The following is a 25,540-nucleotide window of genomic DNA, read 5'->3' as shown; positions in this document are numbered from 1 at the left end:
TCAGACCTCGTTGGGCACCAGCTCGTTGGGCACGGCCTCGTGGGGCGCGGTCTCATTCGGCACCAGCGGCAGCAGTTGGGGCAGATGGCCGTCCGAGGCCTTCGCCGCCGCCACCCGCTCCTCCGGGACCTCGCCGTACAGCGTGGTCCTCGGGCGGGACGGGCGGCCCGCCGCGTCGGCGATGGCGATCAGGTCCTTGACCGAGCGGTACGAGCCGTAACTGGAGCCCGCCATGCGGGAGATGGTCTCCTCCATCAGCGTGCCGCCCAGGTCGTTCGCGCCCGAGCGGAGCATCTCCGCCGCGCCCTCCGTGCCCAGCTTCACCCAGCTCGTCTGGATGTTGGTGATGTGGGGGTGCAGGAGCAGGCGGGCCATCGCCATCACCGCGCGGTTGTCGCGGTCCGTCGGCCCGGGGCGGGCGATGCCTGCCAGGTAGACGGGGGCGTTGGTGTGGATGAAGGGCAGGGTCACGAACTCCGTGAAGCCGCCCGTCTCCTGCTGGATCCTGGACAGCGTGCGGAAGTGGCCCAGCCAGTGGCGCGGCTGGTCGACATGGCCGTACATCATCGTGGAGCTGGAGCGGATGCCCAGCTCGTGCGCCGTCTTGACGACCTCGATCCACGTGGCCGTCGGCAGCTTGCCCTTGGTGAGGATCCAGCGCACCTCGTCGTCCAGGATCTCCGCCGCCGTGCCGGGGATCGAGTCAAGTCCCGCCTCCTTGGCGGCCGTCAGCCACTCGCGGATCGAAAGGCCCGTCCGTGAGGCGCCGTTGACGACCTCCATCGGGGAGAAGGCGTGGACGTGCATGCCCGGGACGCGCTTCTTCACCGCGCGGGCGATGTCGAAGTACGCCGTCCCCGGCAGGTCCGGGTGGATGCCGCCCTGCATGCAGACCTCCACCGCGCCCACCTCCCAGGCCTGTTCGGCGCGGTCGGCGACCTGGTCGAGGGAGAGGGTGTACGCGTCGGCGTCCGTACGGCGCTGGGCGAAGGCGCAGAAACGGCAGCCCGTGTAGCAGACGTTGGTGAAGTTGATGTTGCGCGTCACGATGTACGTGACGTCGTCGCCGACCACGTCCCGGCGCAGCGTGTCGGCGATACGGGTCAACGCGTCCAGCGCCGGACCGTCCGCGTGCAGCAGCGCCAGCGCCTCGTCGTCCGTGAGCTTCGTCGGGTCGGCGGCGGCCTGGCTGAGCGCCTGCTTCACGTCCGCGTCGATGCGGGACGGCACCATGCCGGGCGCGGCGGCCTCGCGCAGCTCCTCCCAGTCGCCGTACACGTGGTCGAAGTCGTCACGGCGGTCGGACGTACGGCCCTCCGTGTCGATCGTGCGGTGCAGATCCGTACGGCCGGAGGCGGTGAAGCCCTCGTCCGGCTCCTGCCAGGGAATGCCGACCGGGGTGACGTCCTCGCGCGCCAGGCCCGTCTCCGGGTCCGACAGCGCCCGCACGTGCGGCATCAGCCGGGGGTCCAGCCACGGCTCGCCCCGCTGGAGGAACTCCGGGTAGATGGTGAGCCGTTCACGCAGCGCGAACCCGGCGGCGGCGGTCCGCTCGGACAGTTCGTCCACCATCGGCCACGGGCGCTCGGGGTTGACGTGGTCGGGGGTGAGCGGGGAGACACCGCCCCAGTCGTCGATACCCGCGCCGATCATCAGCGCGTACTCGCGGTCGACCAGGTTCGGCGGCGCCTGCACGCGCGCCGACGGCCCCATGATGTGCCGGGTCACGGCGATCGCGGCGGCCAGTTCGTACAGATCGGCGTCCGGCATCCCGCGCATGGCCGTGTCCGGCTTGGCGCGGAAGTTCTGGATGATGAACTCCTGGAGGCCGTGGTACGCCCGGCTGGTCTTGCGCAGCGCGAAGAGCGCCTCGGCGCGCTCCTCGTACGTCTCCCCGATGCCGATCAGGATGCCGCTGGTGAAGGGGACGTTGGAGCGGCCCGCGTCCTCCAGCACCCGCAGCCGCACGGCCGGCTCCTTGTCGGGCGAGCCGTGGTGCGGGCCGCCGGGCTCGCTCCACAGGCGGGTCGCGGTCGTCTCCAGCATCATGCCCATCGAGGGCGCGACCGGCTTGAGCCGCTGGAGGTCGGTCCACGTCATGACCCCGGGGTTGAGGTGGGGCAGCAGCCCCGTCTCCTCCAGGACGCGGATGGCCATGGCCCGTACGTACGCGAGTGTGTCGTCGTACCCCTCGGCCTCCAGCCATTCCCGCGCCTCCGGCCACCGGTCCTCGGGCCGGTCGCCGAGCGTGAACAGCGCTTCCTTGCAGCCCATTTCGGCCCCGCGCCGGGCGATGGCCAGGACCTCGTCGGGCGAGAGGAACATGCCGTGCCCGGCGCGGCGGAGCTTGCCGGGCACGGTCACGAACGTGCAGTAGTGGCATTTGTCACGGCACAGCCGGGTCAGCGGGATGAAGACCTTGCGGGAGTACGTGATGATCCCGGGCCGCCCGACCGCCTCCAGGCCGGCGTCCCGGACGCGCGCGGCCGAGGCGCAGAGGTCGGCGAGGTCGTCGCCGCGCGCCTGGAGGAGGACGGCGGCCTCGCCGACGTCCAGCGCGACGCCGTCCCGGGCCCGTTTCAGCGCCCGCCGCATGGAGTTGGCGGTGGGGGCGCTGGGAGGGGTGGGGGCGGTGGGGGCTTCGGCGGCCGGCGCGCCGGCCTGGGTGTCGGCCTGCGCTGCGGTCGGTCGTCCGGCCCTGGGCTGATCAGGCACCTGCGTCGTCATCCTTCGAGGATACGTACGCCCGCGGGAAAGGGCCGGGGCCGCCTTCCGGACAACCCGGGCGGGTACGGATGCGGGTGGACGTGCCGCGAGGCTTGCGCGGCCCGCGAACGCGCAGTAGAAAACAATCAAGATCTCACCTGCGGGGACACGGCCCGGCTGACCCCCGCGACACCCCCGCGCGCGAGAGACCCGCCCCCACCCAGGGCGGTACGGACCCCTGTCCGCTCATTTCCCCTCGTCCCCCCACACGCTGTACCTGAGGAGTTCTGATGCGTTCTCTTTCCCCTGCCCTTTCCCCTGCCCTTCCGCCGGCCACTTCGCCGGCCGCTTCGGCAGCCGGTGCGCCCGCGCGGCGCCGCCGCAGGACCGCCCTGCTGGGTGCGGCGGTGACCGCGGCCTTCGTCGCCGGCCTGATGGCCCCCGCGACCGCCTCAGCCGAGTCCAACGGCGGTCTGCGGATCATGCCGCTCGGTGACTCGATCACCGCCGGCTCCAACATCGCGGGCGCCTACCGAAACCGCCTGTGGGAGCGCGCCGCGACCGACAAGCGCCTGGTCGACTTCGTCGGTACGCAGTACCACGGACCCACCTCGCTCCCCGACCGCGACAACGAGGGCCACTCCGGCTTCCGCATCGACCAGATCGACGCCCAGGTGGCCGACTGGGCGAAGCGGGCCAATCCCCGTACGGTCCTGCTGCACATCGGCACGAACGACATGACCCAGAACTACAACCTCGCCGGGGCTCCGGCCCGGCTGTCCGCCCTGATCGACCACCTCACGGCCGCGGCGCCGAACGCGGACGTCTTCGTCGCGAGCATCATCCCCTTCACCAACCCGGGGGTGGAGGCGCGGGGGAAGGCGTACAACGCGGCGATTCCCGGCATCGTGAACCAGTGGGCGCAGAAGGGCCGCCGCGTCCACTTCGTCGACATGCACAGCGCCCTGACCTCCGCCGACCTCGCGGACGGGGTCCACCCGACGGCGACCGGGTACGCCAAGATGGCCGACCGCTGGTACACGACGCTGCGTACGGGTCCCTGGATCTGACAGCTCCGTAACCCCGTAGCCAGGCAGCGCTACGGCCGCGCCACCGGCCACCGGGCCGGGCGGCGCGGCCGTTCGCGCAAGCGTGCCCCTTCCGTCACGGGCCCCCGTCGTCTCCCCGCCATCCGCCGATCCCCCGCCCTTGCCCACCGGTTCACGGCCGAGGCCGAGACTCCGGGGGAACGATCTCGCGCGACCGCTTGTGTCCTTCTCGACCGCCGGGGGAATCGCCGCCATGCAGCTGGACGACGACACAGACACCGCTACCGCTACCGACACAGACCCACCCACCGACACCGGCGCCGACTCCGGCAACACGCCGGACCGGCGGACGCTCCTCATGACGGGGGCCGCCGCCGCGCTTACGTTGAGTACCGTGAGTTTCGCGAGCCCAGCCTCCGCCGACAGCACCCGCCCCGGGGCGGACGCCGACGGCCCCCAGGTGACCAGGACCGTGCGCGGCACCCTCCCGCCCGGCTCCCCCGACTTCGTCCACCTGCCTGTCGAGGTCCCGCGCGGCGTCCGCGAGCTCCACGTCTCGTACACGTACGAACGCCCGGCCGTCCCCCCGGGCACCCAGGGCAACGCCCTCGACATCGGCATCTTCGACGAGCGCGGCACCGACCTGGGCGGCCGTGGCTTCCGGGGCTGGTCGGGCGGCGCCCGCACCGAGTTCTTCCTGCGTGCCGACGAGGCCACCCCCGGCTACCTCCCCGGCCCCGTACGGGCCGGCACCTGGAACATCGCGCTGGGCCCGTACACCGTCTCCCCGCAGGGTCTGGCGTACGAGGTCACCGTCACGCTCACCCTCGGCCCGCCCGGCACCACCCCCGCCCCCAGCTACCCGCCACGCCGGGCGAAGGGGCGGGGCCGCGCCTGGTACCGGGGCGACTGCCATCTCCACTCCGTGCACTCCGACGGCCGCCGCACCCCGGCCGAGATCGCCGCGCTCGCCCGTACGGCCGGCCTCGACTTCATCAACACCAGCGAGCACAACACGTCCGCCGGGCACCGCGCGTGGAACGGCCTGTGGGGCAACGACCTGCTGATCCTCACCGGCGAGGAGGTCACCACCCGCAACGGCCACGTCCTCGCGATCGGGATGGACGCCGGTACGTTCGTCGACTGGCGCTACCGGGCCCGCGACAACCGCTTCGGGCACTACGCCCGCGAGATCCGCCGCGCGGACGGTCTGGTCGTGCCCGCCCATCCGCACGCGACCTGCATCGGCTGCAACTGGAAGTTCGGCCTGGGCGACGCGGACGCGGTGGAGGTGTGGAACGGCCCGTACACCGTGGACGACGAGGTCTCCCTCGCGGACTGGGACAACACCCTTGTCGTGGGGGGCCGTTCGAACCAGGCCTGGACCCCGGCGATGGGCAACAGCGACGCCCACCGCGACCCCGACGCCATCGGCACCCCGCAGACGGTGGTCCTGGCCGAGGACCTGACCCGCGAGGCGATCCTGGCGGGCATCCGCGCGGGCCACAGCTACGTCGCCGAATCGGCCCGCGTCTCCCTGACGTTCACCGCCTCGGGCGGCCGGGGCGCCCACGCGGGCATCGGCGACCGCCTGCGGGTGGCGGACGACGACCCGGTGACGGTACGCCTGGAGGTCACCGGAGCCCCCGGCTGCACCACCCACTTCGTCACCGACCAGGGCACGCTCCACACCACCACCCTCCCGGCCTCGGGCACCGGCACGGCGGAGTGGCGAACGACGGCGGCGTACGCCACGTACGTCCGCGCGGAGGTCCGCCACCCGCCAACGGTCCCGGGCCTGCCGGGCCCCTTGGCGGCCTTCACCAACCCGGTGTTCCTGGGCGGGTAGCCGGCCCGGCAGCCGCATGCACCACTCACGCGGTTACGCCGAGTTCCCGCTTGGTCCGGTGGATGAACTCGCGGACGGCCGGCTCACGCCGCCAAGGGGCGAGGGCGGTGTTGAACTCGCGGACGTAATCCAGGGCCCGGGACGACTGCACGCGGGCGAGGATGCCGACCGAGCGGTTGCCCAGTTCGAGGCCGTGGTCGAGGTCGCGGGCCTGGAGGTGGGCCGTCCCCACGATCGCCAGGCGCATACCGACGGAACGGGTGAAGGCATCGGACGGCATGGCGGCGGCCCGCTGGTTCCAGGCCAGGGCGGCCTTGGGGTTCTTCAGGTCACGGAAGACCTCGGCGGCGTCGGCGGACAGCCGGGCGTGGTGATAGAAGTCGATCCATGTGGGTTCGTCGCCGCTTCCCTGCTTCGCCTGTTCCAGGAGGGTCTCGGAGGCGGCCAAGGCCCGGGCGGCGGCCCTGGGATCGTTCTCGCGGGCGTGAGCGCGGGCCTCGATCAGCTTGGTGAACGCCAGCACTCTGGGCACGGCCTGTCCCTTGGCCCGCTCGAAGGCGCCCTGGGCCATGTCGAGAGCCTCGCCCGCGAACCCGCGCAGGAGCGACTGCATGGCCATGGTGGTCAGGACATAGCAACCCAGCTGAACGTCCCCGCCGGCCCTCGCCAGACGGAGAGCCTGGATGAAGTGCCTTTGGGCGACGTCGTGTTCTCCGATGTCGAAGGCTGTCCAACCGGCCAGCCTCGAGAGCTCCCCGGTGACCGAGAAGAGTTCGCGGCCGACCTCGTCGGAGAAGGATCCCCGCAGCAACGGGGCCGCCCGCTCCTGGAGACAAGCCGTGACGGAGTCGGCCTTCCAGTTCCCGCCGCCGTATTTGGAGTCCCATCGCCGGGCGTCGTCGGCGGCCTCCCGTAGTTCATCCAGGTCGGCCCGGCCGACCCGGCGGCCACCGTCGTGGTCGGCGGTCTCGTCGGCAGGGGTGACCAGCCACCGGGTCACCGGGGTGGTGAACGCGGACACGGCGAAGCCGGACGCGCCGGTGCTGAGGAAATCGCGGCGGTTCACGGAGCTCCAGAACGAAGTGGCGACGCGGACGGCGCCGGCGGGATCTCGCGGGAAATCCAACCCCACGTTCACGTCCGGTGTCTCCGCATCGCCCATACCGATTTCGGCAAGGCTGACAGGCCGCCCCAGCCGTTCACCGATCGTCTGCGCGAGGAGCTTGGGCACCGGCCACCTCGGTGTCATCCCCCGCCGGCACCAGTTCGCCACGGACGTGTGCGAGTAGTCGGTCGTGATCCCGGCTTGCCGGGCAAGCTGATTGATCCGGTGGGCGAGGTACTTGTGGCTCGCACCGCAGCCCTCGATGAGCCGGGCCAGATCCGCGTTGGGCGGACGGCTCCGGCGGACGGTCGATGCCACGACGTCCCCCTTGTGTCGGGTCACCGAGGGTATTGCCTTCCGGGCCCGCGGCGAACCGCGCACGCGAGTTGTGAGCCCCCCTGCGAGCCCTCCCCGCGATCACCGCCAACCGGTGTGATGAGGGTCCGGGCCACCGCCGTAACCGAAGAAAGCGCCTTCCGGTGGTGGCCACTGCCAAGGCATCCCAACCACCCACGGGGGTGAACCAGATGTGCGGAATCGCAGGACTGGCCGGAGGCGACGCCTCCCGGCACGAGACGACGGTCGGCGCGATGGGCGTCTCCCAGGCCCACCGCGGACCGGACGGCACGAGGCACGCCGCCTCAGCCGACGGGCGGGCGGTGCTGGCCATGAACACCCTGCTGATCGTCGATCCGCAGGCGATGCCAGGCCCCTATCTCGACCGCACGTCCGGGTTACTGCTGGCCTTCAACGGGGAGATCTACAACTTCCGGCAGCAGGCGAAGGGCTGGGGCATCGCCCTGGCCGCCCGCGAGTCGGACGCTCATTTCCTTCTGCGGGCCTGGGCGAAGATCGGCCCGTCCTGCCTGGACGGACTCGACGGCATGTTCGCCCTGGCCGTCTACGACCCGCGCGTTCGCAAGCTCTTCCTCGCCCGCGACCGGCTGGGGGAGAAGCCTCTCTACTGGCGTCTGGACGGCGGGCGGCTCGCGTTCGCCTCCGAGGTCACCACCCTGACCGGCTACGGCAGTGCTCCGCCGGTCCTGCGGCCCGAGATGATCTCCATCGAAACCCCGACCGGCGCCGACACTCCCTTCCAGGGAATCCAGTTACTGGCGCCAGCCACCCTGATGACCTTCGACACCGCCACCAGTTCGCTCGACCAGCGCACCTGGTGGTCGTTGGAGGGATGCCGGCCGTTCGAGGGCGACTACAAGGAGGCGCTGTCCCGCTTCTCGGTCGTGCTGGCCGAGCAGGTCCCGCTGCGGGCCCCGGCCGGCGACTTCGCCCTGCTGTTGTCGGGCGGCCTGGACTCCTCGGTGCTGGCCCACCTGATGCGGCCGCCGGTCTGCGTCACGGTCCGCTACCCGGGTCAGGACCGCCTGGACGAATCGGAATCCGCCGCGGTCGTCGCACGCGACATCGGCGCCGAGTTGATGGTCGTCGAGCCCGAGATCGCGGACTTCACCACCGTGCTTCCGCACATGGTCTCCGCGCTGGACTATCCGATGGGCAACGCGTCGACGTTCTCCGAGTACATGGCCTACCGCAAGGCGTCCGAACTGGGCCTCAAGGTCGTGGTCGGCGGCCTGGGACCGGACGAGTTCCTGATGGGCTACGTCCGTCACGCGGTCGTCCTGTTCGGCCCCGACTCCGTCCTGGCCGCGGGGCTGGAGGCGTACCGGCCGCTGGCCGCGAAGCTGACGCACACCGCCGGCCACAGGCTGGACCCAGCGGAGGCGGTCACCCGGCTCGTCCTGCGCGGCCCGGACCCCGAGGGGCGGATCCGCGACCTGGTCAGCGGCGCGATGAGCAGGGCCGGCGGGGATCCGGCCCGCGCGCTGACACTGGCCGATCTTGCGACGGCCTGGCGGCCGCTGGTACTGACCAGCGACAAACTCGCCTCCGCCTACGGCCTCGAACGCCGCTCGCCCTACCTCGCCCGCGACCTGGTGGAACTGTCCTACCGGCTGCCGGCCGAACACAAGATCGCCGATCCGGCCCAGGGGAAGCGCATCCTGCGAGACGCGGCGAAAGCCCTGGGGCTGCCGCGGGAGGTCTGGGACAGCCGGGACAAGCTCGGCTTCGCCAGTCCCGTACCTTCCTGGCTGAACGGCCCACTCGCAGACTGGGCCGACGATCGGATCCGCACGGCGCTCGCCGTCGCACCGACGGCCTGGCGGCCGTTGCTGGAAAGCGGGCTGAAGCACGGCGGGCGGTTCGACCGCACCCGGACGCAGGCCCTCATGGCAGCCGTCTGGTTCTCGGATCTGACGGTGAGGGCAGCCGCGTGATCCCCGACTCCGTTACTACGGTGGCCGGATGCGATCCGACACCACCGCCTCCCCACAGCCGTCCACCGCCCGAGGAGCGGTCGCGGTCATCACCAACCGGCGCGGAGAACTCCTCCTCCACCTGCGTGACAACCTGCCGGGCGTCATCGCCTGGCCCGATCACTGGAGCCTGTTGGGAGGCGGCGCGGACGACGGCGAATCCCCGGTCGCGGCAATCGTCCGCGAGCTCGACGAAGAAGCCGGCCTGACCGTCGCCGACCTGGCCGAACTCTTCGAGATCCGTGACGTCCACGGCTCCGGGCAGATCATCACGTTCTTCTCCGGCAGCTGGGACGGCGACGAGACCCGGCTGCCTCTCGCCGAGGGCGTCAAGCTCCAGTTCTTCGCCCCCGAACACCTTGGCATCCTCACGATCCCGCCGTTCATCCGTGACGGGATCCACCGCTGTCTGGCCGCCCGGCCCGCCTGATCGGCCCGCCCTTCCGGCGGGACGGGGTGGGGCCACCGCAGGCGGCCCCACCTGGAAGGGCATCTGCTCGTGAAGCTCACCGTCATCGGCTGCGGCTACCTCGGCGCCACTCACGCGGCCTGCATGGCCGAACTCGGCCACGACGTGATCGGCATGGACGCCGACATGGACAAGGTCCACGTCCTCAACTCCGGCAAGGCCCCGTTCTTCGAACGCGGCCTCGACGCTCTGCTGGCCAAGCACACCGCCTCGGGCCGCCTGACGTTCACCGCCTCCTACGCGGAAGCCGCGCAGTTCGGCGATCTGCACTTCATCGGGGTCGGCACTCCGCAGCAGGCCGGAGACAACGCCTACGACCTCACCCCCCTGTTCTCCGCCGTCCGCCGACTCGCCCCCCGCCTGAACAGGCCGGCCGTGGTCGCGGTCAAGTCGACCGTCCCGGTCGGCACCGCACCGCGCGTCGCCGACATCCTGAAGGAGTTCGCCCCGGCGGGCGGGAAGATCGAGGTCGCCTGGAACCCCGAGTTCCTGCGGGAATCGTCCGCCATCGAGGACACCCTCCGCCCCGACCGGCTCGTCCTCGGCTTCCACACCGAGCACTCGTGGGCGGAAGCTGTGCTGCGACAGTGCTTCTCGAAGATCATCGAATCCGGGACGCCGACGATTGTCACCGACTGGGCCACCGCCGAACTCGCGAAAGCCTCCGCGAACTCCTTCCTCGCCACGAAGATCTCGTTCATCAACGCGATGGCCGAGGTCTGTGAGGCGGCGGGCGCCGATGTCGGCCGGCTCGCCGACATCCTCGGCCACGATGCCCGTATCGGCCGACGTGGCATGCGCCCCGGTCTCGGGTTCGGAGGTGGCTGCCTGCCCAAGGACATCCGCGGCTTCATGGCGCGGGCGGGTGAACTCGGCGTCGACCAGGCCCTGACGTTCCTGCACGAGGTCGACGCGATCAACAACCGCCTCCGCGAACGCATGGTCGACCTCGCCCGCGAACAGCTGGACGGCAACCTCGCGGGCAAGCGGATCACCGTCTGGGGAGCCGCCTTCAAACCGGACACCGACGACATCCGCGACTCGCCCGCCCTGGCGGTCGCCCACCAGCTCCACGCGCTCGGAGCCGCTGTCACCGTCACCGACCCCAAGGCCCTGGACAACGCACGTAAGACACACCCCGAGCTCGACTACGTCGATGACCCGATCGCCGCCGTGCACGACGCCGACCTGCTGCTTCACCTGACTGAGTGGGCACACTTCAGCCAGATCGACCCCACCCGGCTCACCGACTCCGCCGCGAGCCCGAAGGTCATCGACGGCCGCGGCACCCTGGACGCCGCCCGCTGGCGCGAAGCGGGCTGGACCGTGCGCGCCTTGGGCCGCCCCTGAAGCTACCTCGCGCCGGCGAACGCCACGAAGGCGTTCCAGGCGGCGGGGGTGAGCATGAGGGCGGGGCCCTCGGGGGTCTTGGAGTCACGGACGGGGACGATGCCGGGGAGGTTGGTGGCGATCTCCAGGCAGTTGCCGCCGTTGTCGCTGCTGTGGCTGGACTTACGCCACAGCTGCGGCGGTTCGGCCTTTGTCATCGCGGCAGACCTGCGGCGAAGGCCACGAACCCCGCCCAGGCGTGGGGGCTCAGCATGAGCACCGGGCCCTCGGGGGACTTCGAGTCACGGACAGGCACGACGCCGGGGACGACGGTGGCGATCTCCAGGCAATCTCCGCCGTTGTTGCTGCTGTAACTGGACTTGCGCCACACGACACCAGGCAGACTGCTCGCGCTGATCATGGTTTCAAATCCTTCAAAGCGTCGGCAATCAGGTCGATCGACCGGCTGGGTGAAAGGGCATCGGCCATGAGCAAATCATAGACGCGAGCAGCCGCCTTCACATGTTCACGCTCGGCCAGGATTTGCCCTTGCAAGAAGCCGTCGACGTACACAACGTCCGGCCCTTCGTCCAGCGTAAGGGCAGAGAAAGGCCCGCCGACTCCCGCGTGCGCTCCGGCGTCGAACGAGACGACTTGAAGCACAACGTTGGGCGTCTCCGCAGCTACCAGAAGGCGATCGAGTTGACCACGCATCGTGTCAACGCGCCCCATACGGCGACGAAGCACGTTCTCGTCCAGCACGATCCACAGCTCCGGGGGCTTGTCCCTTGTGAGGATGTGCTGTCGTTCGAGCCGGGCCGTGACCAGTTCTTCGACGGTGTCGCGATTCAGTCGTCCTGCTGACAGCACCGCTCGCGCGTAGTCCGCCGTCTGCAACAGGCCCGGCACTACCTGCGCCTGGAAAGACCGGATCACCGTCGCCGCCGCCTCAAGATCAACGAACGGCCGGAACCAGGCCGGATACGCGTGCCTGATCACCACCGGACACAGCCGCGTGAAGAATTCGTCGGCGGCGAGCATCTTGTCCGCCACTACCGACAGCGGCTTCGTCGGGAGCCTTCTCGCCGCCTCGACCTTGTTCAGCAGCGAAGGCGCCATCAGCGCCTCCTTCGCGAGGGCGCGTTGCGACATGCCCGCCGCCTCGCGCCGCCTCCGTAACTCCGTGGCGTAAAACGCCAGGACGGATTCCGACGGGTCCAACTCTTCCGCGTACGTCACGTGGACGGCCTTTCTGTGAAAGCACCCTTTGTCAATGCCACCCCCCTGTTGAGCGTACGCGCGGATCGTCACGCTTGTCTCACAGACGGTAATCATTCGATGGAGGAAGGACGCATCCCCTATGTACGAGCAGGAACCCCGGCAACCGGACCCGCCCGAGCCGCCCGGCGGCGAAGTCGAGGCGCTCGACGCGCTCGTGGAGGCCGGGGGCTTCCATCGGCTCGCGCCCGCCTGGGTGCCACGGGAATTCGCCCCGCCCACCATGGAATTGACGCTGCGCGTGGCGCACGGACTGAGGCGGTTGGCCGATGAGCGGCAGTGACGCGCGACGGCTCCTGTCGCAACTGACCGAGGCGTTCGGGGTGGACGGCGTGCTGATCGTCCGGAAGTCGGAGCCGGTCGCCGGGGACGGGGACGGAAACGGGGACGGGGACGGCGCGGACCTCGTCCCCGGCTCCGGACTGCGCTGGCCCAAGTGCCGGTGCGGGCAGCCGGTGTGCCCCGACTACCGTCCGGATCCCGATGGTTCGGAGGGCACGACGGGTTCGTCCGTCCCGTACCGGCCACAGTGAACCCCGTCCCCGCCCGGACACGATCCTGTTGAGGGCTTGTGCAGACCGCTCCTCCCTGCTGACGCGCCCGCCTCCGACAAGGCAGACTGTCGAAGGCAATAGGCGATAACGGAAGTAGCGATACCGGTGGGGCGATACCGCGAAAGCCTCACCGGCGGCGGGGATACGGCAGCGGCAGGAGCGGGGGCAGGGAGCCATGGACCGTGACGGCGGGCCGCGTGGAGCGGATCAGCAGGCCCAGGTGACGCCCGACGGGACGGACGAGGCGGGCACCGCTCTTCGGTTCAGCGTGCTCGGGCCCGTCCGTGCCTGGCTCGGGAGTGACGGCCTGTCCACCGGGTCGCCGCAGCAACGCGCCCTGCTGGCCGCCCTCCTGCTCCGCGAGGGCCGCACCGCCACCGCCGGGGAGCTGATCGACGCCCTCTGGGGCGACGACCCCCCGTCACAGGCGCTCGCCGCCGTACGGACGTACGCCTCCCGTCTCCGCAAGGTGCTGCCCCCGGGGGTCCTGGTCAGCGAGTCGGGCGGGTACGCGCTGCGTGCCAGACCCGACGCCCTCGACCTCGGTGTCGCGCAGGAGTTGGCGGCCGACGCGGAGAAGTCGCGGGCCGCCGGGGACCGTTCGCAGGCGCGGGCGCTCCTCAACAAGTCGCTCGGTCTGTGGGACGGCGAGGCCCTCGCCTCCGTACCCGGGCCGTACGCCGAGACGCAGCGCACCCGGCTGGAGGAGTGGCGGCTCCAACTCACCGAGACCCGGCTGGACCTGGACCTGGAACTGGGCTGCCACGCCGAGGCCGTCTCCGAGCTGACCGCCCTCACCGCCGCGCATCCCCTGCGGGAGCGGCTGCGCGAACTGCTGATGCTGGCGCTGTACCGCAGCGGGCGGCAGGCCGAGGCGCTGGCCGTCTACGCCGACACCCGCCGGCTGCTCGCCGACGAACTGGGCGTCGACCCCCGGCCCGAACTCGCCAAGCTCCAGCACCGGATCCTCCAGGCGGACGCGGAGCTGGCCCGCCCGGTGGAAGAGCCCGCGCCCGTCCACACCGTGATGCGGCCCGCGCAACTGCCCGCGAACGTGCCGGACTTCACCGGCCGCGCCTCGTTCGTACGGGAGCTGGGCGACCGGCTCGCCGCCGCCGACGGGTCCGTGATGGCGGTCTCCGCGCTGGCCGGCATCGGCGGGGTCGGCAAGACGACCCTCGCCGTACACCTGGCGCACGAGGCCCGACCGCATTTCCCCGACGGGCAGTTGTACGTGGACCTCATGGGCGCCGGGCCCCGGGCGGCCGAACCGGAGACCGTACTGGGGGCGTTCCTGAGGGCGTTGGGCACGCCCGACACCGCCATCCCCGACACGTTGGAGGAGCGGTCCGCGCTCTACCGGTCGACGCTGGACGGGCGCCGCATCCTCGTCCTGCTGGACAACGCGCGCGACGCCGCGCAGATCCGCCCGCTGCTGCCCGGGACGACGGGGTGCGCGGCGCTCCTCACCAGCCGGGTCCGGATGGTCGACCTGGCGGGCGCGCACCTGGTCGACCTGGACGTGATGTCGCCGGAGGAAGCGCTCCAGCTGTTCACCCGCATAGTGGGCGAGGAGCGGGTGACCTCGGAGCGCAAGGCGGCGCTGGACGTCGTCGGCGCGTGCGGGTTCCTTCCGCTGGCGATCCGGATCGCGGCGTCGCGGCTGGCGGCCCGCCGTACGTGGACGGTCTCCGTCCTGGCCGCGAAACTCGCCGACGAGCGGCGGCGGCTGGACGAACTCCAGGCGGGCGACCTGGCGGTCAAGGCCACGTTCGAACTGGGCTACGGGCAGCTGGAGCCGGCGCAGGCGCGCGCGTTCCGCCTGCTGGGCCTGGTGGACGGCCCGGACATCTCGCTGGCGGCGGCCGCCGCCGTACTGGACCTGCCGCAGCACGCCGCGGAGGACGTACTGGAGTCGCTGGTCGACACGTCCCTCGTGGAGTCCGCCGCGCCGGGCCGCTACCGCTACCACGATCTGGTACGGCTCTACGCGCGCTCGTGCGCCGAACGCGACGAACACCCCCCGGCCGGGCGGGAGGCGGCGCTGTCGCGGCTGCTGGACTTCTACCTGGCGACGGCGGCGAAGGTCTACGCGATCGAGCGGCCCGGCGACCGGCTCGTGGACCACCTGGAGCCGACGGCGTACGAGGGCCTGTCGTTCGAGGACCGGCACGACGCGCTGGACTGGCTGTACACGGAGGCGGACTGTCTCCTCGCCTGCGCCCAACAAGGCTCGCGCGGGGCCCAACTACGCAAGTCCGTGGATCTGCTGTGGGCCGCGAAAGATCTGGCCGAGTCGGGGGCCAACTCGAAGCAGTACGAGTCGGCCGCGCTGTCGGCGCGGGAAACCGCGCACGCGATCGAGGACAAGCGGGCCGAGGGCCGCGCAAGGACGACGCTCACCAACGTCTACCTCGTCGCGGGCCGTTACATCGAGGCGGACGAGGAAGCGCGGCACATCGCACCACTGGCGCAAGCGGCTCAGGACTCCGTACCCATATTCTGGGCCGACAACGACCGCGGCATCATCGCCTTGATGCAGGGGCGGTACGCGGAGGCGGAGACTCATCTCCTGCGGGCCATCGAGAGTTCTCGCGCGGACCGTAACCGTCCGGGTGAGGCGAGCGCTCTGTGCAACCTCTCCCGTCTCCAGATGTCGCAGGGCCGGACGGACCGGGCGATCGCCCTCGCCCAACAGGGCATCGACATCTACGACCAGATGGGTCTCACCCTGCGCCTCGCGAACGCCCGGTACGCGCTGGGCGCGGCTCTCACCCAGGCCGGGCAGCATGCAGAGGCCCTGGAACAACTCAACGAAGCGCTGGTCACCTTCCGGAAGAACCGGCAACGACTCTGGGAAGGGACGACCTACTTCCGCATGGCCGAAGCCCATCTCGCCGCCGGACAGCAGGCCCAGGCGGCGCAGAACGCGGAGCAGGCGCTGGCGTTCGGATGCATTGGCGGCGACCACACCCGGGCCCGGGTACTGACCGTCCTGGGCAGAGCCCTGAAGAGTATCGGCGAGAACGACCGTGCCCGCGTCTGCTGGCGCGAGGCTCTCGCCCTGGTCGCCGACGAGACCGCTCCTGAGGCAGTCGAAGTGAGCGGGCTTCTCAGCCCGCTCTCCACAGCATGAGAGTCTTGACCGGGGCGTTCATCGAATGTTTATGCCCACCGGACATGCTCAGTGTGTCGATTCGTCGCGTCGGGGGGCAGACGAGTCGCCGGAGGCCCGCTCGGTTCGAGCGGGCCTCCTGGATCCTTGACCGGCGACACCCGGGGGAGTTGCCGGTCAAGGGTCCCCCCGCCCGCGCCGCCGAAACTAGGGGAGACGTTCTATGACTGCCGAGAACAACGAAGAAATCGTCACGATGGACAACCACGCACCCGCGCCGCCGGCGGGCGACAACCCGAAGCCCTTGGACAACCACGCGCCGGTGGCGCCCGTGAAGGGCACCGGCACCGCGACGACGCAGGGCGACAATCACGCGCCCGTCCCGCCCAAGGGCTGACAACTCCGACGGGGGAACGAACGGCCGCGGCGGCGCGGAGGGGGAGCCGTCGCGGCCGTTCCGCGTCCACGACGCAAACATCGCGCCAACCTATGACCGGTTCCTGCCAGCCCCTCGATCATCCTTCACTCCGAACGTAGTGTCGATTATCGAACAGCCGTTCTACTAGTGGAGGAATCGACCATGACTCGCACGAAGAAGATCTTCATCACAGTCGCGTTCGTCATCGCGGCCGGAGCCGGAGCCGCTTCTCCGGCGCTGGCTGACAACCACGCTTCCGTCGCTCCGCAGGACAACCACGCTTCCGTGGCCCCGCTGGACAACCACGCTTCCTGAGCCGAAGCCACAGGGCCCGGACGCCTTTCGCGTCCGGGCCCTGTGCCGCGCGTGGGGCGGTGCGCACCGCCTCAGCTCGTGACGCGGGCCGTCGCCTCGCAGTTGGCAACGTTCCTGAGCACACCCGGGGTCTCCATGCGGACCCGTACCGTCGTGGACTCGCCGCTGTCCAGGGTGACTTCGGTGTCCGCGTTGTCGAGTACGGCACCCGACGCGCTCCGGAAGTCCACGTCGACCTCGTAGGTCGCGGTGGCGCCGGTCGGGGCCTGGACCCGTACCGTCGCGTACGTGACGGCCTTCCGCTTGCCCTTGGCCTTGCGGACGCAGGTGACGACCTCGGCCACGACGTCATTCTTCGAGGTCGCCCCGGCGGTCGGGGCGCTGGTGTACGAGTCGCCCGACGAGTAGTCCGCGTCGGTGCCGGAGTCGGAGTCATAGTCCGCGTCGGATCCGCTGTACGAACCGTTGCTCTTCTTGGAGTTGGAGCAGCCTCCCCCGCCGCCGCCCGATCCCTTGCTCTTGCCGCTCTTGCCGCCATGGCCCGACGAGAAGCCCGTCAGGGCCAGGACCACCGCGACCAGTACCGCCGCGAATTTCAGACGTCGACGTATCAAGTCCGTTTCTCTCCCCCGTTGTTACTCATGGACCGACCCCGACGCTACCGTGCCCCGCCCCCGCGCCCCGTGGCCGTCCCCTTCACCGCGTCCAGCGCGTACACGCAGCGGTCCTTGCTGCACGCGTACACCACACCCCGCCGCGCCACCGGCGACCCGGTGATCTCGCCGCCCGTCGCCAGCTTCCAGCGCAGCTGGCCGCCGCTCGCGTCCAGCGTGTACAGCACGTGGTCCGCCGAGCCGAAGTGGAGTCGGCCGTCGGCGACGACCGGCGCGCCGATCACCTCGCCGCCCGCCGCGAACCGCCACTTGGGCGTGCCCGTCACCGCGTCCAGCGTGTAGAGCGCGCTGCCGCTGCCGACATGAACGTTGCCGTCCGCCACCAGCACCGGCTCGATGGACTGGCGGGACTCCGTGGCGATCCGCCAGCGGTCCTTGCCGTTCGCGGCGTCGAGCGCGTACACCGTGCCGAGGTAGTCCGCGAGGTACACCCCGCCGCCCGTCACCGCGGGCCCCGGCGCGAAGGCCGGCGGGGAGAGGAAGACGGCGGGCGCCTCGAAGTGCCAGTGCACCCGGCCGCTCACGATGTCGATCGCCAGCACGCGCGTCCCGGCGGAGACGTACAGCCGCCCGTCGGGCGCGGGCCTGACCCGTACCGGCACACCGCCGCAGGACGCGGCGTCCCCGACGGGGTACGACCAGCGCTCCGCGCCGGAGCGCGCGTCGAGCGCCCGCAGCCGGGCGTCCTGCCACACGTACACCGTGTCGTCGAAGACGGCGGGCCCGGCCTCCGGGGTCTCGAAGTCCGTCTGCGCCCCGGACGTCTCCCACAGCTTCTGCCCGCCGGCCGCGTCCCAGGCCTGGACACCGCCCCCGCGTGTGCCGGTGACCACCGTGCCCCGGTCGACCTTGAGGGAGTACACCCAGGCGTCGGTCTGGAGGCGCCAGCGCTCGCTGCCGTCCTGGCCGTCGAGCGCGTAGAGCGTGGGCCCGTCCGAGGCGTGGATACGGCCCCCGGCCACGGCCATCGCCCAGGCCACGTCACGTGTCTTGAACTGCCTGCGCCCGCTGCCCACGTCCAGCGCGTGGACCTCGAACGACGTCACGTACAGCAGATCGCCGTCGACGACCGGCGTGCCCCACACGTCGTTCGACATCCGGAACCGCCAGGGGCGCCAGCGCCCCGGCGTGCCGTCGGGCGCCTGCGCGGGCGCCGGGACCGGCGGGACGACCGGACTGGTGACGCTCTCCGCACCGGCGACGGTGAGCCCGGCGGGCGGCCGGATCCAGCCGGTGGCGGGGCCCGCCTCGGCGGCCACCGCGCCCCGCGCGTCCGCCACCCGGGGGCCCGGCCCGATCGGCACGGGGGAGCCCGCGAGCCGTACCGGACTGGCGGCGGCCGGGGACGGTGGGGAGTGCGGCGCGGGAAAGGACGCCGGCGGCGCGGGGCGGGTCCCGCCACCGCCGCGCGGGTCGTTGCCCTGGCGCCAGGCGGACTCCCGCTCCGGGTTGTGCGGGGGCCGGGGCGGCGGGGGCGGTAGTACGGGCGCCGGAGGCCGTACCGGCGGTACGGGAGCGGGGCCGCGCCCGCCCGCCCTGCGGCGCTCGATCATGGCCGTCGCGAGATCCGGCAGCCAGGCCGACGCCGTACCGCTGTCGTCGCTGCCCGAGGCGAAGAGATGCGGCGCCAGCTGGGCCTGGAGGTCGGCGGGCGAGGGGCGGCGCGTGGCGTCCATCTGCATGCAGGAGTCGATGAGGGGTCTCAGCTCGTCCGGCAGGCCCTCCAGGTCCGGGCGCTCGCGCAGCAGCATGAAGACCGTCTCGACGGGATTGCCGCCGTGGTAGGGCGCGTGCCCGGTCGCGGCGAAGACGAGCGTCGAGCCGAGCGAGAAGATGTCGCTGGCGCCCGTGACGCTGCGCGAGTCCCTGGCCTGCTCGGGCGACATGTACGCGGGGGTGCCGACGGCGACGTTGGTCATGGTCAGCCGGGTGTTGGAGACACCGGAGGCGATCCCGAAGTCGATGACGCGCGGGCCGTCCTCCACCACGAGGACGTTCGAGGGCTTCATGTCGCGGTGGACCAGATTCGCGCCGTGGATGGACTGGAGCGCCTCGGCGATCCCCGCCGCCAGCCAGCGCACCGCCTGGGCCGGCATCGGACCGCACTCATTCACTATTTCTTCCAGCGAGGGCGCCGGTACGTAGGCGGTGGCCAGCCAGGGCACGGCAGCCCGGGGGTCGGCGTCCACGACCGCGGCGGTGTAGAACCCGCTGACGGCGCGGGCGGCCTCCACCTCACGCGTGAAGCGGACCCGGAACAGCTGGTCCTCGGCAAGTTCGGTACGGACCGTCTTGATCGCGACCCGGCGTCCCGATGCCGAACGCGCGAGATAGACCAGCCCCATGCCGCCGGCTCCGAGCCGTCCCAGCACCTCGAAAGGGCCGATACGCCTCGGGTCGTGCTGCGTCAGCTGCTCCACTTGCCTGCCACCTCCCCGTACGGGCCACAAAGGTACGGCCCCGTGCCCCCTGATTCTTCCTGTCGGAGGCATCGGTTGCGAACCCGGGGGCGGATCGGAGTGTCCTACCGCGATCCGGACAACACGTGTGCCCGCGCTTACGCCGATTGCCCGGCTTCCTTGTCGTTCTCTGCGGACTTTTTACTTTCCTGGGTCCCGTCCTCGTGGTCCGGCTCATGTTCCCGCGTCTGTTCCGGCCTCTCTTCCTGCTTCTGTGCCGGTTCCGGTTCCCGTTCCGGTTCTTCCAGTACGGCGAAGGACGCGCCCTGGTTGTCGTTGAACACCGCCATCCGCCCGTACTCGATGTCGAACGGCGGGGCCGTCACCCGGCCGCCGAGCCGGACGACGGCCGCGGCCGTCGCGTCGCAGTCAGCCACCGCGAAGTAGTTGAGGAAGTGGCCCGGCATCTCCACCGGGAAGGCGTCGGTGATCACGCTGCGGCCGCCGATCGCGGTGTCCTGGCCCGGTTCCGTACCGGCCGGGGACCACATGCGGAAGTCCACAGCGTCGTCGGACACGTCCGTGCCCCGGAAGCCGAAGACGGTCTCGTAGAAGGGGTCCACGCTCGCCTTGTCGCGGGTGTAGACCTCGGTCCAGCAGAAGGATCCCGGCCGGCCCTTCTTCTCGAAGCCCGTGTTGTCCCCGCCCTGCCAGAGGCCGAACACGGCGCCGGCCGGGTCCGCCGCCAGTGCCACGACCCCGAACGCTCCCAGCGACATCGGCTCGCGCACCATCTGGCCGCCCGCGGCCCGGATCGTACGGCTGAGGGCGGCGGCGTCGGGGGTGGCGAAGTAGACGCCCCAGGCGGTCGGCATCCGGCCGTCCCGCTTGGCGGCGAGGCCGGCCACGCGCTTTCCCTCGCTGAAGGCCTCCGTGTAGTGCCCGCCGGCGGCGGGACCGTCAATGCCGTCGCTGTCGTCGCCGAAGGTCCAGCCGAACAGCTCTCCGTAGAAGCGCTTGCCCGCCTCCAGGTCGGGGAGCGACACATCCACCCAGCACGGCGTGCCTTCCGCGAATGCGGCCATGAGCCAGGATCCTTCCGTGCGCCTTCCGCGTGTGGTGCCCGTCACAGCCAAGTTAAGGCGCCACGGGGCGGGGCGCAGGCCAGAAAATAGAACATATGCACCATTAGCACGACATGATCCCTGTGGGCACTTGGGTCGCACGGCAAAGTTGTCCACCGAAGTTGTCCACAGGCTGTTAATAACACCATTGGCGGGCGGGGTGGTGCCGATCGGCTTCCGAACCACTTCCGGTGCGGTCAGGAGCGTTCCGGACCCGTGTGCGGAAGGGGTGGTTCCCCATTTGCAGTCGGCCAAATCGCGCTCAGATCACCCGTCGGTAAGCTGACGGCATGACAGGACAAGTACGCACCGTCGACGGCCGCGTGGCTGGTCGACGCGGCCAGGCGACGCGGCAGAAGCTGCTCGACTGCCTCAGCGAGATGCTCAGCTCCTCGCCGTACCGGGACGTCAAAGTCATCGACGTCGCCCGGAAGGCGGGGACTTCACCTGCGACCTTCTACCAATACTTCCCGGATGTCGAGGGCGCTGTCCTCGAAATCGCCGAGGAAATGGCCAAAGAGGGCACCGGGTTGACCGGACTGGTCTCCGGCCGCTCCTGGGCCGGCAAGGCCGGCTGGCAGACGTCGGAAGATCTGGTGGAAGGTTTCCTCGACTTCTGGCGCAAGCACGACGCGATCCTGAGGGTCGTCGATCTGGGCGCCGCGGAGGGGGACAAGCGGTTCAACAAGATCCGCATGAAGGTCCTCAACTCCGTCACCAACTCCCTTACGGACTCCGTGAAGGAGCTCCAGTCCAAGGGCCGGGTCGACAAGGACGTCAGCCCCGCGGCGCTGGCCGGCTCCCTGGTCGTCCTGCTGGCCTCGGTGGCCTCGCACCAGAAGAGCTTCCAGGGCTGGGGTGTGAAGCAGGCCGAACTGAAGCCGAATCTGGCGCTGTTGGTGCACCTCGGCATCACCGGCAGGAAGCCCACGAAGTAATCGCGCCGCGCGAGCCGGCGCAGCGGCCGGCGGGCACGGCACGGGCGTGCCCCACTTCCCCCGTCTCCCCCGTCCTGTCACGCCGGCGGCGGATCAGACGACTGATCCTCTGATCCCCGCCGGCGCTCCCGTCCCAGGAGGGAGCCGGCGTTCGGGCCGGGTGGCGGCGTCAGGCCGTGCGTGCGTGGTGGCGTCAGGCCGTACGTGTGTGGTGGCGTCAGGCCGTATCGGCGGGGAGCAACCGTTCCACCAGTGCGCCGAGCAGTGCGCCCGCGTCCTCGGCGGGGAAGACCCCCGGGAGCGTCAACCGCTCCACCACCAGCCAGTTGGTCGCCAGATAGATCATCCTGACGGCGTCGCCGTCGCCGGGCAGACCGGCGTCCAGATGCCGCTGCACGTTCGCGTCGACGTCTTCCCGTACCCGCTCGGTGAGCACCGCGCGCAGGGCCGGGCGGCGGGTGGCCTCCAGCCGCAGTTCGAGCAGGGCGAGGTAGCCCGTACGGAACGCGGTGACCCGTTCCACCACCTCCCGCACCAGTTCCACCAGCCGCGCCCGGGTGACCGGTCCCCCGGACATCGCGGCCAGCGTCGCGTCGTCGGGGCGCAGCCGCTCGTAGATACGGCCGCCGGCCTGGGTGAGGAGGTCGTCGCGGTTGGCGAAGTAGTTGGACGCGGTGCCGCCGGGCACGACCGCTTCGGCGTCGACGGCCCGGAAGGTGAGACCACGGGCGCCTTCCCGGGCGAGCACCTCGATGGCCGCGTCGACGAGGGCGGCGCGCCGGGCCAGGTTCTGTCGCATGCGGCGTTCGCGCCTTTCCCTTTCCCTTTCCCTTGGGCCCTTTCCCTTGGGCCCTTTCCCTTGGGCCCTTTCCCTTGGGACCACTCCGAGTGTAGTGCCGTCGGGGGTGGAGGCGGCCGGGTTGAATGGCGTGCATGGACGACGAACGAGGCGAGGGCCAGGACGGGCGCCGGGACGAGCGCCGGGGCGAGAGTCGGCAGGAGGCCTTCCGGGCGCTGCTGCGCGCCCAGCGCGTCTGGGACACGGAGCTGCCCGCCTTCGACCCCGCCACCGCGCCCGGCGAACCGCTGCCGCTCTTCCACCGGTGGTTCGCCGAGGCGGTGGCGGCCGGCCAGCCCGAGCCCCACACGATGACCCTCGCGACCGCCGACGAGCGGGGCCGGCCCGACGTACGGACCCTGATGCTGCACGACGCGGATGTACGGGGCTGGCACTTCGCCACCCATGCGACCAGCCGCAAGGGGCGCCAGCTGGCCGGCCGTCCCGAGGCCGCGCTCGGCTTCTACTGGGCGGCGCAGGGCCGTGCGGTACGGCTCCGGGGCGCGGTGGCGGTGGCCGACGCGACGGAGACCCGGGCGGACCTGCGGGCCCGGTCCACGGGCGCGCTGGCCGCCGCGCTGGTAGGGCGGCAGAGCGAAGTCCTCGGCTCGCTGGAGGAGTTGGCGCGGGTGAGCGAGGACGCGTGGGAGCGGGCCGGACACGATCCGGCGCCCGAGGCGCGGTCGTGGACGGGGTATGTGCTGGTGCCGGACGAGGTGGAGTTCTTCCAGGGGGACACGCACAGACGGCACGTACGGCTGCGGTACCGGCGTGAAGGCGCCACCTGGGCAAGGGAGTTGCTCTGGCCCTGAGCCTGTCGTCCCACCTCTGGTCAGACTCGGCTGCCCCGCCCCTCTCGCCGTACGTTGGACCGCGAGTCGGCGTGGTGATCCTGGCCGGTCCTGAGTCGGTCGTACGGCGGGCACCGGGACCGTTCCGGCTGGCGTACGGGAGTGGTGGCGGCGGCCGGGAAGCCGCGGGTCGCCGCCGTCGCGTCTCAGACCGCGGCCCTGGGGTCCCCGGGTTCGGCGGTGCGCCGGTACTCGGCGTTGATGCGCCGGGCCTCTTCGAGCTGGTCTTCGAGGATCACGATGCGGCAGGCGGCCTCGATGGGGGTGCCCTGGTCGACCAGCTCCCGGGCGCGCGCGGCGATGCGCAGCTGGTAGCGGGAGTAGCGGCGGTGTCCGCCGGCGGAGCGGAGCGGGGTGATGAGGCGGGCTTCGCCGATGGCTCGGAGGAAGCCCTGGGTGGTGCCGAGCATCTCGGCGGCCCTGCCCATCGTGTAGGCCGGGTAGTCGTCGTCATCGAGACGGCCGAACGTATCGTCTGCGGTCATCTGCACCTCTCTCATGGAACGCGTGGAGGGGCCTTGGTGCCACTTGGCACCAAGGCCCCGAAGGAACTGCTACACCATCCGCCGGCCCTGATTCGGCACCGGCCTTCTGTGTCCGCATGCCCACCCGGGAGAGGATGGGGATTGCGGGGATCGCGGTTGCTTGACCGGAGACCACCTCACTATCGATGTCCTGCGGTACCCGGGCCCAGTGATTCCGCCCGGGCGATCCTGATGGCGCTCGCCTCCTCCGTTCTTCCCTCTGGGATCGATCACTTGCCTGGTGCTGTTACTGCTCTCCTGCGTACTGCTGGTGATGCCTACTGCTGGTGATGCGTACTGCTCGGTGGCCTGTAACAGCGCCACGCTTTCGGCAGCCAGCCCCGTCGCCCGTCCTGCGTCTGCTCCGGCTCGGAACCCCACTGCCGAACCTCCCGGTGCGCGCGCCCGCAGCCGACGCCTTCACCGAGGTGCTGCTCACCTACCCACGCTGCTGGGGTACTGCTCACGGCGGCCCCTGATCACCTCGGGCCACCCGGTCCGGTCGCCAGTCCCGTCACCGTCCTGCTACCGCTCTGGCTTCGGAACTCCACCACCGAACCGTCCTGCGCAAACGTCCTGCATACCGCAACTGCTGCACTGCTGCCGGGCAGTTCATCTCTGCCAGGCCCTGCTGTCCTTCTGGCTACGAGAGAAACCATAACCACACCGAGCCTCAATGTCTACTCCGGCCGACACAGATTTCCGCGTGTCCGTCGATGAGGCAATCAGGGTCCGCCGGATCCGCCGGATTGGACAGCACTCGGCAGGCGGCCCGATCCACAGCTCTTCCGAATACCGGGATTGCAATGAACCGTGCCGGGCCGGCACGTGAGCTTCCGGATGCGGCGCATGGACACCTACGCGACGGTGGAGAGACCGCCTGAGGGCTACCACCACTGGGAGTGTCATGATTGTCAAGTTTCTGCACGACAAGGGACTGCGCAGCGACCACGCATACACCGTGGCGTGTCTGACGATCGGCTTGTCCGTCGCGTCCTGGGCGGCTTCGCTGAAGGTCGAGCCGGCCGGGCTCGCCCGGGCCGACCGGGTAGGAACGTGGGTGGGCACCTGGCCGGCCACCTGGTTCGGACTGGGCTTGGCACTGGCCCAGCACGAGCAGAAGGAACCTGAGGAACTTGCGGAATCAACCTTCGGCTGACCCCTCTGGCGTCAGCGGAACGCGCGCTTCGTCACAGCGGTCGAAGAACCCGCCTTCGCGGCAGGCGCGACGGAGGTGGGACATGCCGTAGTTCTCGGAGTCCTCTCCGGTGTCCAGCCGGATTCCGTCGTCGCACTCGCGGTGCGAGCAAGCGCTCCGCCGGGGCGGACCCCGCCGGATCAGCCACCCGTACGGGCCGGTGGCCCGGACTTCGCCACCGGCCTCCTCCAAGCGGCCGGTAAGCCGGTCGGCCTGTAGCCGCGGCGCACCCTCCGGCGCCACTCCCAGGCCCGCCGGCAGTGCCGGCTCCGCCTTCGCGCCGCCTCCACCTGGTCCTGCCGCCACCCGGACAGACGGCCCCGGTCGCGCGCTGTCCCACCCGCTCGTCGACCGGGGACTCCTTCGGCATTTCCCCGCGCGCCGGGCCGCCCTGAGCCATCGTCGCCCGGGCCTCGGCAACGACGTCCCTGCCGTGGGCGACCTGGCAGGCCTCCCGCACCATCGGCAGCGGCC

23 protein-coding genes are annotated in these 25,540 nt (G+C 70.9%); 13 read left to right on the top strand and 10 right to left on the bottom strand.

Going from position 1 to position 25,540, the window contains the following annotated elements:
• Entirely contained in the window at positions 1 to 2,727 is a 2,727-nt protein-coding gene (locus ACIO1C_RS20025; protein ID WP_401865359.1) for a bifunctional FO biosynthesis protein CofGH, read from the bottom strand.
• Positions 2,728 to 3,113: 386 nt separating this feature from the next.
• On the opposite strand from ACIO1C_RS20025, the gene ACIO1C_RS20020 reads away from it, so the two are divergent.
• Together ACIO1C_RS20020 and ACIO1C_RS20015 are read left to right on the top strand one after the other, a co-directional pair.
• The gene (locus ACIO1C_RS20020; protein ID WP_401865356.1) at positions 3,114 to 3,776 is read left to right on the top strand and encodes an SGNH/GDSL hydrolase family protein; all 663 of its coding nucleotides are present in this window, start codon (positions 3,114 to 3,116) and stop codon (positions 3,774 to 3,776) included.
• Between the two features lie 337 nt (positions 3,777 to 4,113).
• Positions 4,114 to 5,604, top strand: a complete 1,491-nt coding sequence (locus tag ACIO1C_RS20015) for a CehA/McbA family metallohydrolase (protein ID WP_401865797.1) — start codon at positions 4,114 to 4,116, stop codon at positions 5,602 to 5,604.
• Between the two features lie 25 nt (positions 5,605 to 5,629).
• On the opposite strand, the gene ACIO1C_RS20010 is transcribed toward ACIO1C_RS20015, so the two are convergent.
• Positions 5,630 to 7,027, bottom strand: coding sequence for a sporulation protein (locus tag ACIO1C_RS20010; protein WP_401865353.1), 1,398 nt, complete (start codon positions 7,025 to 7,027; stop codon positions 5,630 to 5,632).
• Between the two features lie 209 nt (positions 7,028 to 7,236).
• Here ACIO1C_RS20010 and ACIO1C_RS20005 point away from each other — a divergent pair, with 209 nt between their 5' ends.
• From ACIO1C_RS20005 to ACIO1C_RS19995, 3 genes are all read left to right on the top strand, one after another.
• Positions 7,237 to 9,003: an asparagine synthetase B family protein gene (locus ACIO1C_RS20005; RefSeq protein ID WP_401865350.1), complete on the top strand. Its 1,767-nt coding sequence runs from the start codon at positions 7,237 to 7,239 to the stop codon at positions 9,001 to 9,003.
• A gap of 28 nt (positions 9,004 to 9,031) precedes the next feature.
• Positions 9,032 to 9,472, top strand: coding sequence for an NUDIX domain-containing protein (locus tag ACIO1C_RS20000; protein WP_401865347.1), 441 nt, complete (start codon positions 9,032 to 9,034; stop codon positions 9,470 to 9,472).
• A gap of 69 nt (positions 9,473 to 9,541) precedes the next feature.
• Positions 9,542 to 10,861, top strand: coding sequence for a UDP-glucose dehydrogenase family protein (locus tag ACIO1C_RS19995; RefSeq protein WP_401865344.1), 1,320 nt, complete (start codon positions 9,542 to 9,544; stop codon positions 10,859 to 10,861).
• Positions 10,862 to 10,863: 2 nt separating this feature from the next.
• Here the strand turns inward: ACIO1C_RS19995 and ACIO1C_RS19990 are convergent, their stop codons facing one another.
• From ACIO1C_RS19990 to ACIO1C_RS19980, 3 genes are read right to left on the bottom strand one after another with little or no spacing between them, the layout of a single operon-like run.
• On the bottom strand, positions 10,864 to 11,058 hold the full coding sequence (locus tag ACIO1C_RS19990; protein WP_401865342.1) for a DUF397 domain-containing protein: 195 nt from the start codon (positions 11,056 to 11,058) through the stop codon (positions 10,864 to 10,866).
• Positions 11,055 to 11,261, bottom strand: coding sequence for a DUF397 domain-containing protein (locus ACIO1C_RS19985; RefSeq protein ID WP_401865339.1), 207 nt, complete (start codon positions 11,259 to 11,261; stop codon positions 11,055 to 11,057). Before ACIO1C_RS19985 ends, ACIO1C_RS19990 begins: the two co-directional genes overlap by 4 nt.
• Positions 11,258 to 12,151, bottom strand: a complete 894-nt coding sequence (locus tag ACIO1C_RS19980; RefSeq protein ID WP_401865336.1) for a Scr1 family TA system antitoxin-like transcriptional regulator — start codon at positions 12,149 to 12,151, stop codon at positions 11,258 to 11,260. Before ACIO1C_RS19980 ends, ACIO1C_RS19985 begins: the two co-directional genes overlap by 4 nt.
• Positions 12,152 to 12,200: 49 nt before the next feature.
• On the opposite strand from ACIO1C_RS19980, the gene ACIO1C_RS19975 reads away from it, so the two are divergent.
• From ACIO1C_RS19975 to ACIO1C_RS19955, 5 genes are all read left to right on the top strand, one after another.
• Positions 12,201 to 12,401 carry a hypothetical protein gene (locus tag ACIO1C_RS19975; RefSeq protein ID WP_401865333.1) on the top strand — a complete coding sequence of 67 codons (201 nt, stop codon included), beginning with the start codon at positions 12,201 to 12,203 and terminating at the stop codon, positions 12,399 to 12,401.
• Positions 12,388 to 12,651 carry a hypothetical protein gene (locus tag ACIO1C_RS19970; protein ID WP_401865331.1) on the top strand — a complete coding sequence of 88 codons (264 nt, stop codon included), beginning with the start codon at positions 12,388 to 12,390 and terminating at the stop codon, positions 12,649 to 12,651. The genes ACIO1C_RS19975 and ACIO1C_RS19970 overlap by 14 nt, the downstream gene beginning before the upstream one ends.
• A 196-nt stretch (positions 12,652 to 12,847) precedes the next feature.
• Positions 12,848 to 15,808: a BTAD domain-containing putative transcriptional regulator gene (locus tag ACIO1C_RS19965; RefSeq protein ID WP_401865328.1), complete on the top strand. Its 2,961-nt coding sequence runs from the start codon at positions 12,848 to 12,850 to the stop codon at positions 15,806 to 15,808.
• Between the two features lie 202 nt (positions 15,809 to 16,010).
• Positions 16,011 to 16,184 carry a sigma-like protein gene (locus tag ACIO1C_RS19960; protein WP_401865325.1) on the top strand — a complete coding sequence of 58 codons (174 nt, stop codon included), beginning with the start codon at positions 16,011 to 16,013 and terminating at the stop codon, positions 16,182 to 16,184.
• Positions 16,185 to 16,367: 183 nt separating this feature from the next.
• On the top strand, positions 16,368 to 16,520 hold the full coding sequence (locus ACIO1C_RS19955; RefSeq protein ID WP_401865322.1) for a hypothetical protein: 153 nt from the start codon (positions 16,368 to 16,370) through the stop codon (positions 16,518 to 16,520).
• Between the two features lie 71 nt (positions 16,521 to 16,591).
• Here the strand turns inward: ACIO1C_RS19955 and ACIO1C_RS19950 are convergent, their stop codons facing one another.
• From ACIO1C_RS19950 to ACIO1C_RS19940, 3 genes are all read right to left on the bottom strand, one after another.
• Positions 16,592 to 17,134 (bottom strand): hypothetical protein, encoded by a 543-nt coding sequence (locus tag ACIO1C_RS19950; RefSeq protein ID WP_401865319.1) that lies wholly within the window; start codon positions 17,132 to 17,134, stop codon positions 16,592 to 16,594.
• A 44-nt stretch (positions 17,135 to 17,178) separates the two neighbouring features.
• On the bottom strand, positions 17,179 to 19,614 hold the full coding sequence (locus ACIO1C_RS19945) for a PQQ-binding-like beta-propeller repeat protein (RefSeq protein WP_401865316.1): 2,436 nt from the start codon (positions 19,612 to 19,614) through the stop codon (positions 17,179 to 17,181).
• Positions 19,615 to 19,751: 137 nt separating this feature from the next.
• The gene (locus tag ACIO1C_RS19940) at positions 19,752 to 20,678 is read right to left on the bottom strand and encodes a VOC family protein (protein WP_401865313.1); all 927 of its coding nucleotides are present in this window, start codon (positions 20,676 to 20,678) and stop codon (positions 19,752 to 19,754) included.
• Between the two features lie 329 nt (positions 20,679 to 21,007).
• Here ACIO1C_RS19940 and ACIO1C_RS19935 point away from each other — a divergent pair, with 329 nt between their 5' ends.
• Entirely contained in the window at positions 21,008 to 21,655 is a 648-nt protein-coding gene (locus tag ACIO1C_RS19935) for a TetR family transcriptional regulator (RefSeq protein ID WP_161311362.1), read from the top strand.
• 217 nt (positions 21,656 to 21,872) lie between these two features.
• Here the strand turns inward: ACIO1C_RS19935 and ACIO1C_RS19930 are convergent, their stop codons facing one another.
• Positions 21,873 to 22,454 (bottom strand): TetR/AcrR family transcriptional regulator, encoded by a 582-nt coding sequence (locus ACIO1C_RS19930; RefSeq protein WP_401865310.1) that lies wholly within the window; start codon positions 22,452 to 22,454, stop codon positions 21,873 to 21,875.
• A 134-nt stretch (positions 22,455 to 22,588) separates the two neighbouring features.
• Here ACIO1C_RS19930 and ACIO1C_RS19925 point away from each other — a divergent pair, with 134 nt between their 5' ends.
• The gene (locus tag ACIO1C_RS19925) at positions 22,589 to 23,305 is read left to right on the top strand and encodes a pyridoxal 5'-phosphate synthase (protein ID WP_401865307.1); all 717 of its coding nucleotides are present in this window, start codon (positions 22,589 to 22,591) and stop codon (positions 23,303 to 23,305) included.
• 185 nt (positions 23,306 to 23,490) lie between these two features.
• Here ACIO1C_RS19925 and ACIO1C_RS19920 read toward each other — a convergent pair whose 3' ends face one another.
• Positions 23,491 to 23,829, bottom strand: a complete 339-nt coding sequence (locus ACIO1C_RS19920) for a MerR family transcriptional regulator (RefSeq protein ID WP_401865304.1) — start codon at positions 23,827 to 23,829, stop codon at positions 23,491 to 23,493.
• Positions 23,830 to 24,775: 946 nt separating this feature from the next.
• Here ACIO1C_RS19920 and ACIO1C_RS19915 point away from each other — a divergent pair.
• On the top strand, positions 24,776 to 25,027 hold the full coding sequence (locus ACIO1C_RS19915) for a hypothetical protein (RefSeq protein ID WP_401865301.1): 252 nt from the start codon (positions 24,776 to 24,778) through the stop codon (positions 25,025 to 25,027).
• Positions 25,028 to 25,540: the final 513 nt, after the last annotated feature.

This window comes from Streptomyces sp. NPDC087420, assembly GCF_044744165.1.
GTDB lineage: Bacteria > Actinomycetota > Actinomycetes > Streptomycetales > Streptomycetaceae > Streptomyces.
The sequence above is the reverse complement of the archived record's forward strand: the minus strand, read 5'-3'. Positions and strand labels throughout refer to the sequence as shown.

Bases quoted from the DNA above. Each gene is read 5' to 3' on its own strand.
- ACIO1C_RS20025 (WP_401865359.1), bottom strand. From the start codon at position 2,727: ATGACGACGCAGGTGCCTGATCAGCCCAGGGCCGGACGACCGACCGCA.
- ACIO1C_RS20015 (WP_401865797.1), top strand. From the start codon at position 4,114: ATGACGGGGGCCGCCGCCGCGCTTACGTTGAGTACCGTGAGTTTCGCG.
- ACIO1C_RS20005 (WP_401865350.1), top strand. From the start codon at position 7,237: ATGTGCGGAATCGCAGGACTGGCCGGAGGCGACGCCTCCCGGCACGAG.
- ACIO1C_RS20000 (WP_401865347.1), top strand. From the start codon at position 9,032: ATGCGATCCGACACCACCGCCTCCCCACAGCCGTCCACCGCCCGAGGA.
- ACIO1C_RS19990 (WP_401865342.1), bottom strand. From the start codon at position 11,058: ATGACAAAGGCCGAACCGCCGCAGCTGTGGCGTAAGTCCAGCCACAGC.
- ACIO1C_RS19985 (WP_401865339.1), bottom strand. From the start codon at position 11,261: ATGATCAGCGCGAGCAGTCTGCCTGGTGTCGTGTGGCGCAAGTCCAGT.
- ACIO1C_RS19975 (WP_401865333.1), top strand. From the start codon at position 12,201: ATGTACGAGCAGGAACCCCGGCAACCGGACCCGCCCGAGCCGCCCGGC.
- ACIO1C_RS19970 (WP_401865331.1), top strand. From the start codon at position 12,388: ATGAGCGGCAGTGACGCGCGACGGCTCCTGTCGCAACTGACCGAGGCG.
- ACIO1C_RS19965 (WP_401865328.1), top strand. From the start codon at position 12,848: ATGGACCGTGACGGCGGGCCGCGTGGAGCGGATCAGCAGGCCCAGGTG.
- ACIO1C_RS19960 (WP_401865325.1), top strand. From the start codon at position 16,011: ATGACTGCCGAGAACAACGAAGAAATCGTCACGATGGACAACCACGCA.
- ACIO1C_RS19955 (WP_401865322.1), top strand. From the start codon at position 16,368: ATGACTCGCACGAAGAAGATCTTCATCACAGTCGCGTTCGTCATCGCG.
- ACIO1C_RS19940 (WP_401865313.1), bottom strand. From the start codon at position 20,678: ATGGCCGCATTCGCGGAAGGCACGCCGTGCTGGGTGGATGTGTCGCTC.
- ACIO1C_RS19935 (WP_161311362.1), top strand. From the start codon at position 21,008: ATGACAGGACAAGTACGCACCGTCGACGGCCGCGTGGCTGGTCGACGC.
- ACIO1C_RS19930 (WP_401865310.1), bottom strand. From the start codon at position 22,454: ATGCGACAGAACCTGGCCCGGCGCGCCGCCCTCGTCGACGCGGCCATC.
- ACIO1C_RS19925 (WP_401865307.1), top strand. From the start codon at position 22,589: ATGGACGACGAACGAGGCGAGGGCCAGGACGGGCGCCGGGACGAGCGC.
- ACIO1C_RS19920 (WP_401865304.1), bottom strand. From the start codon at position 23,829: ATGACCGCAGACGATACGTTCGGCCGTCTCGATGACGACGACTACCCG.
- ACIO1C_RS19915 (WP_401865301.1), top strand. From the start codon at position 24,776: ATGATTGTCAAGTTTCTGCACGACAAGGGACTGCGCAGCGACCACGCA.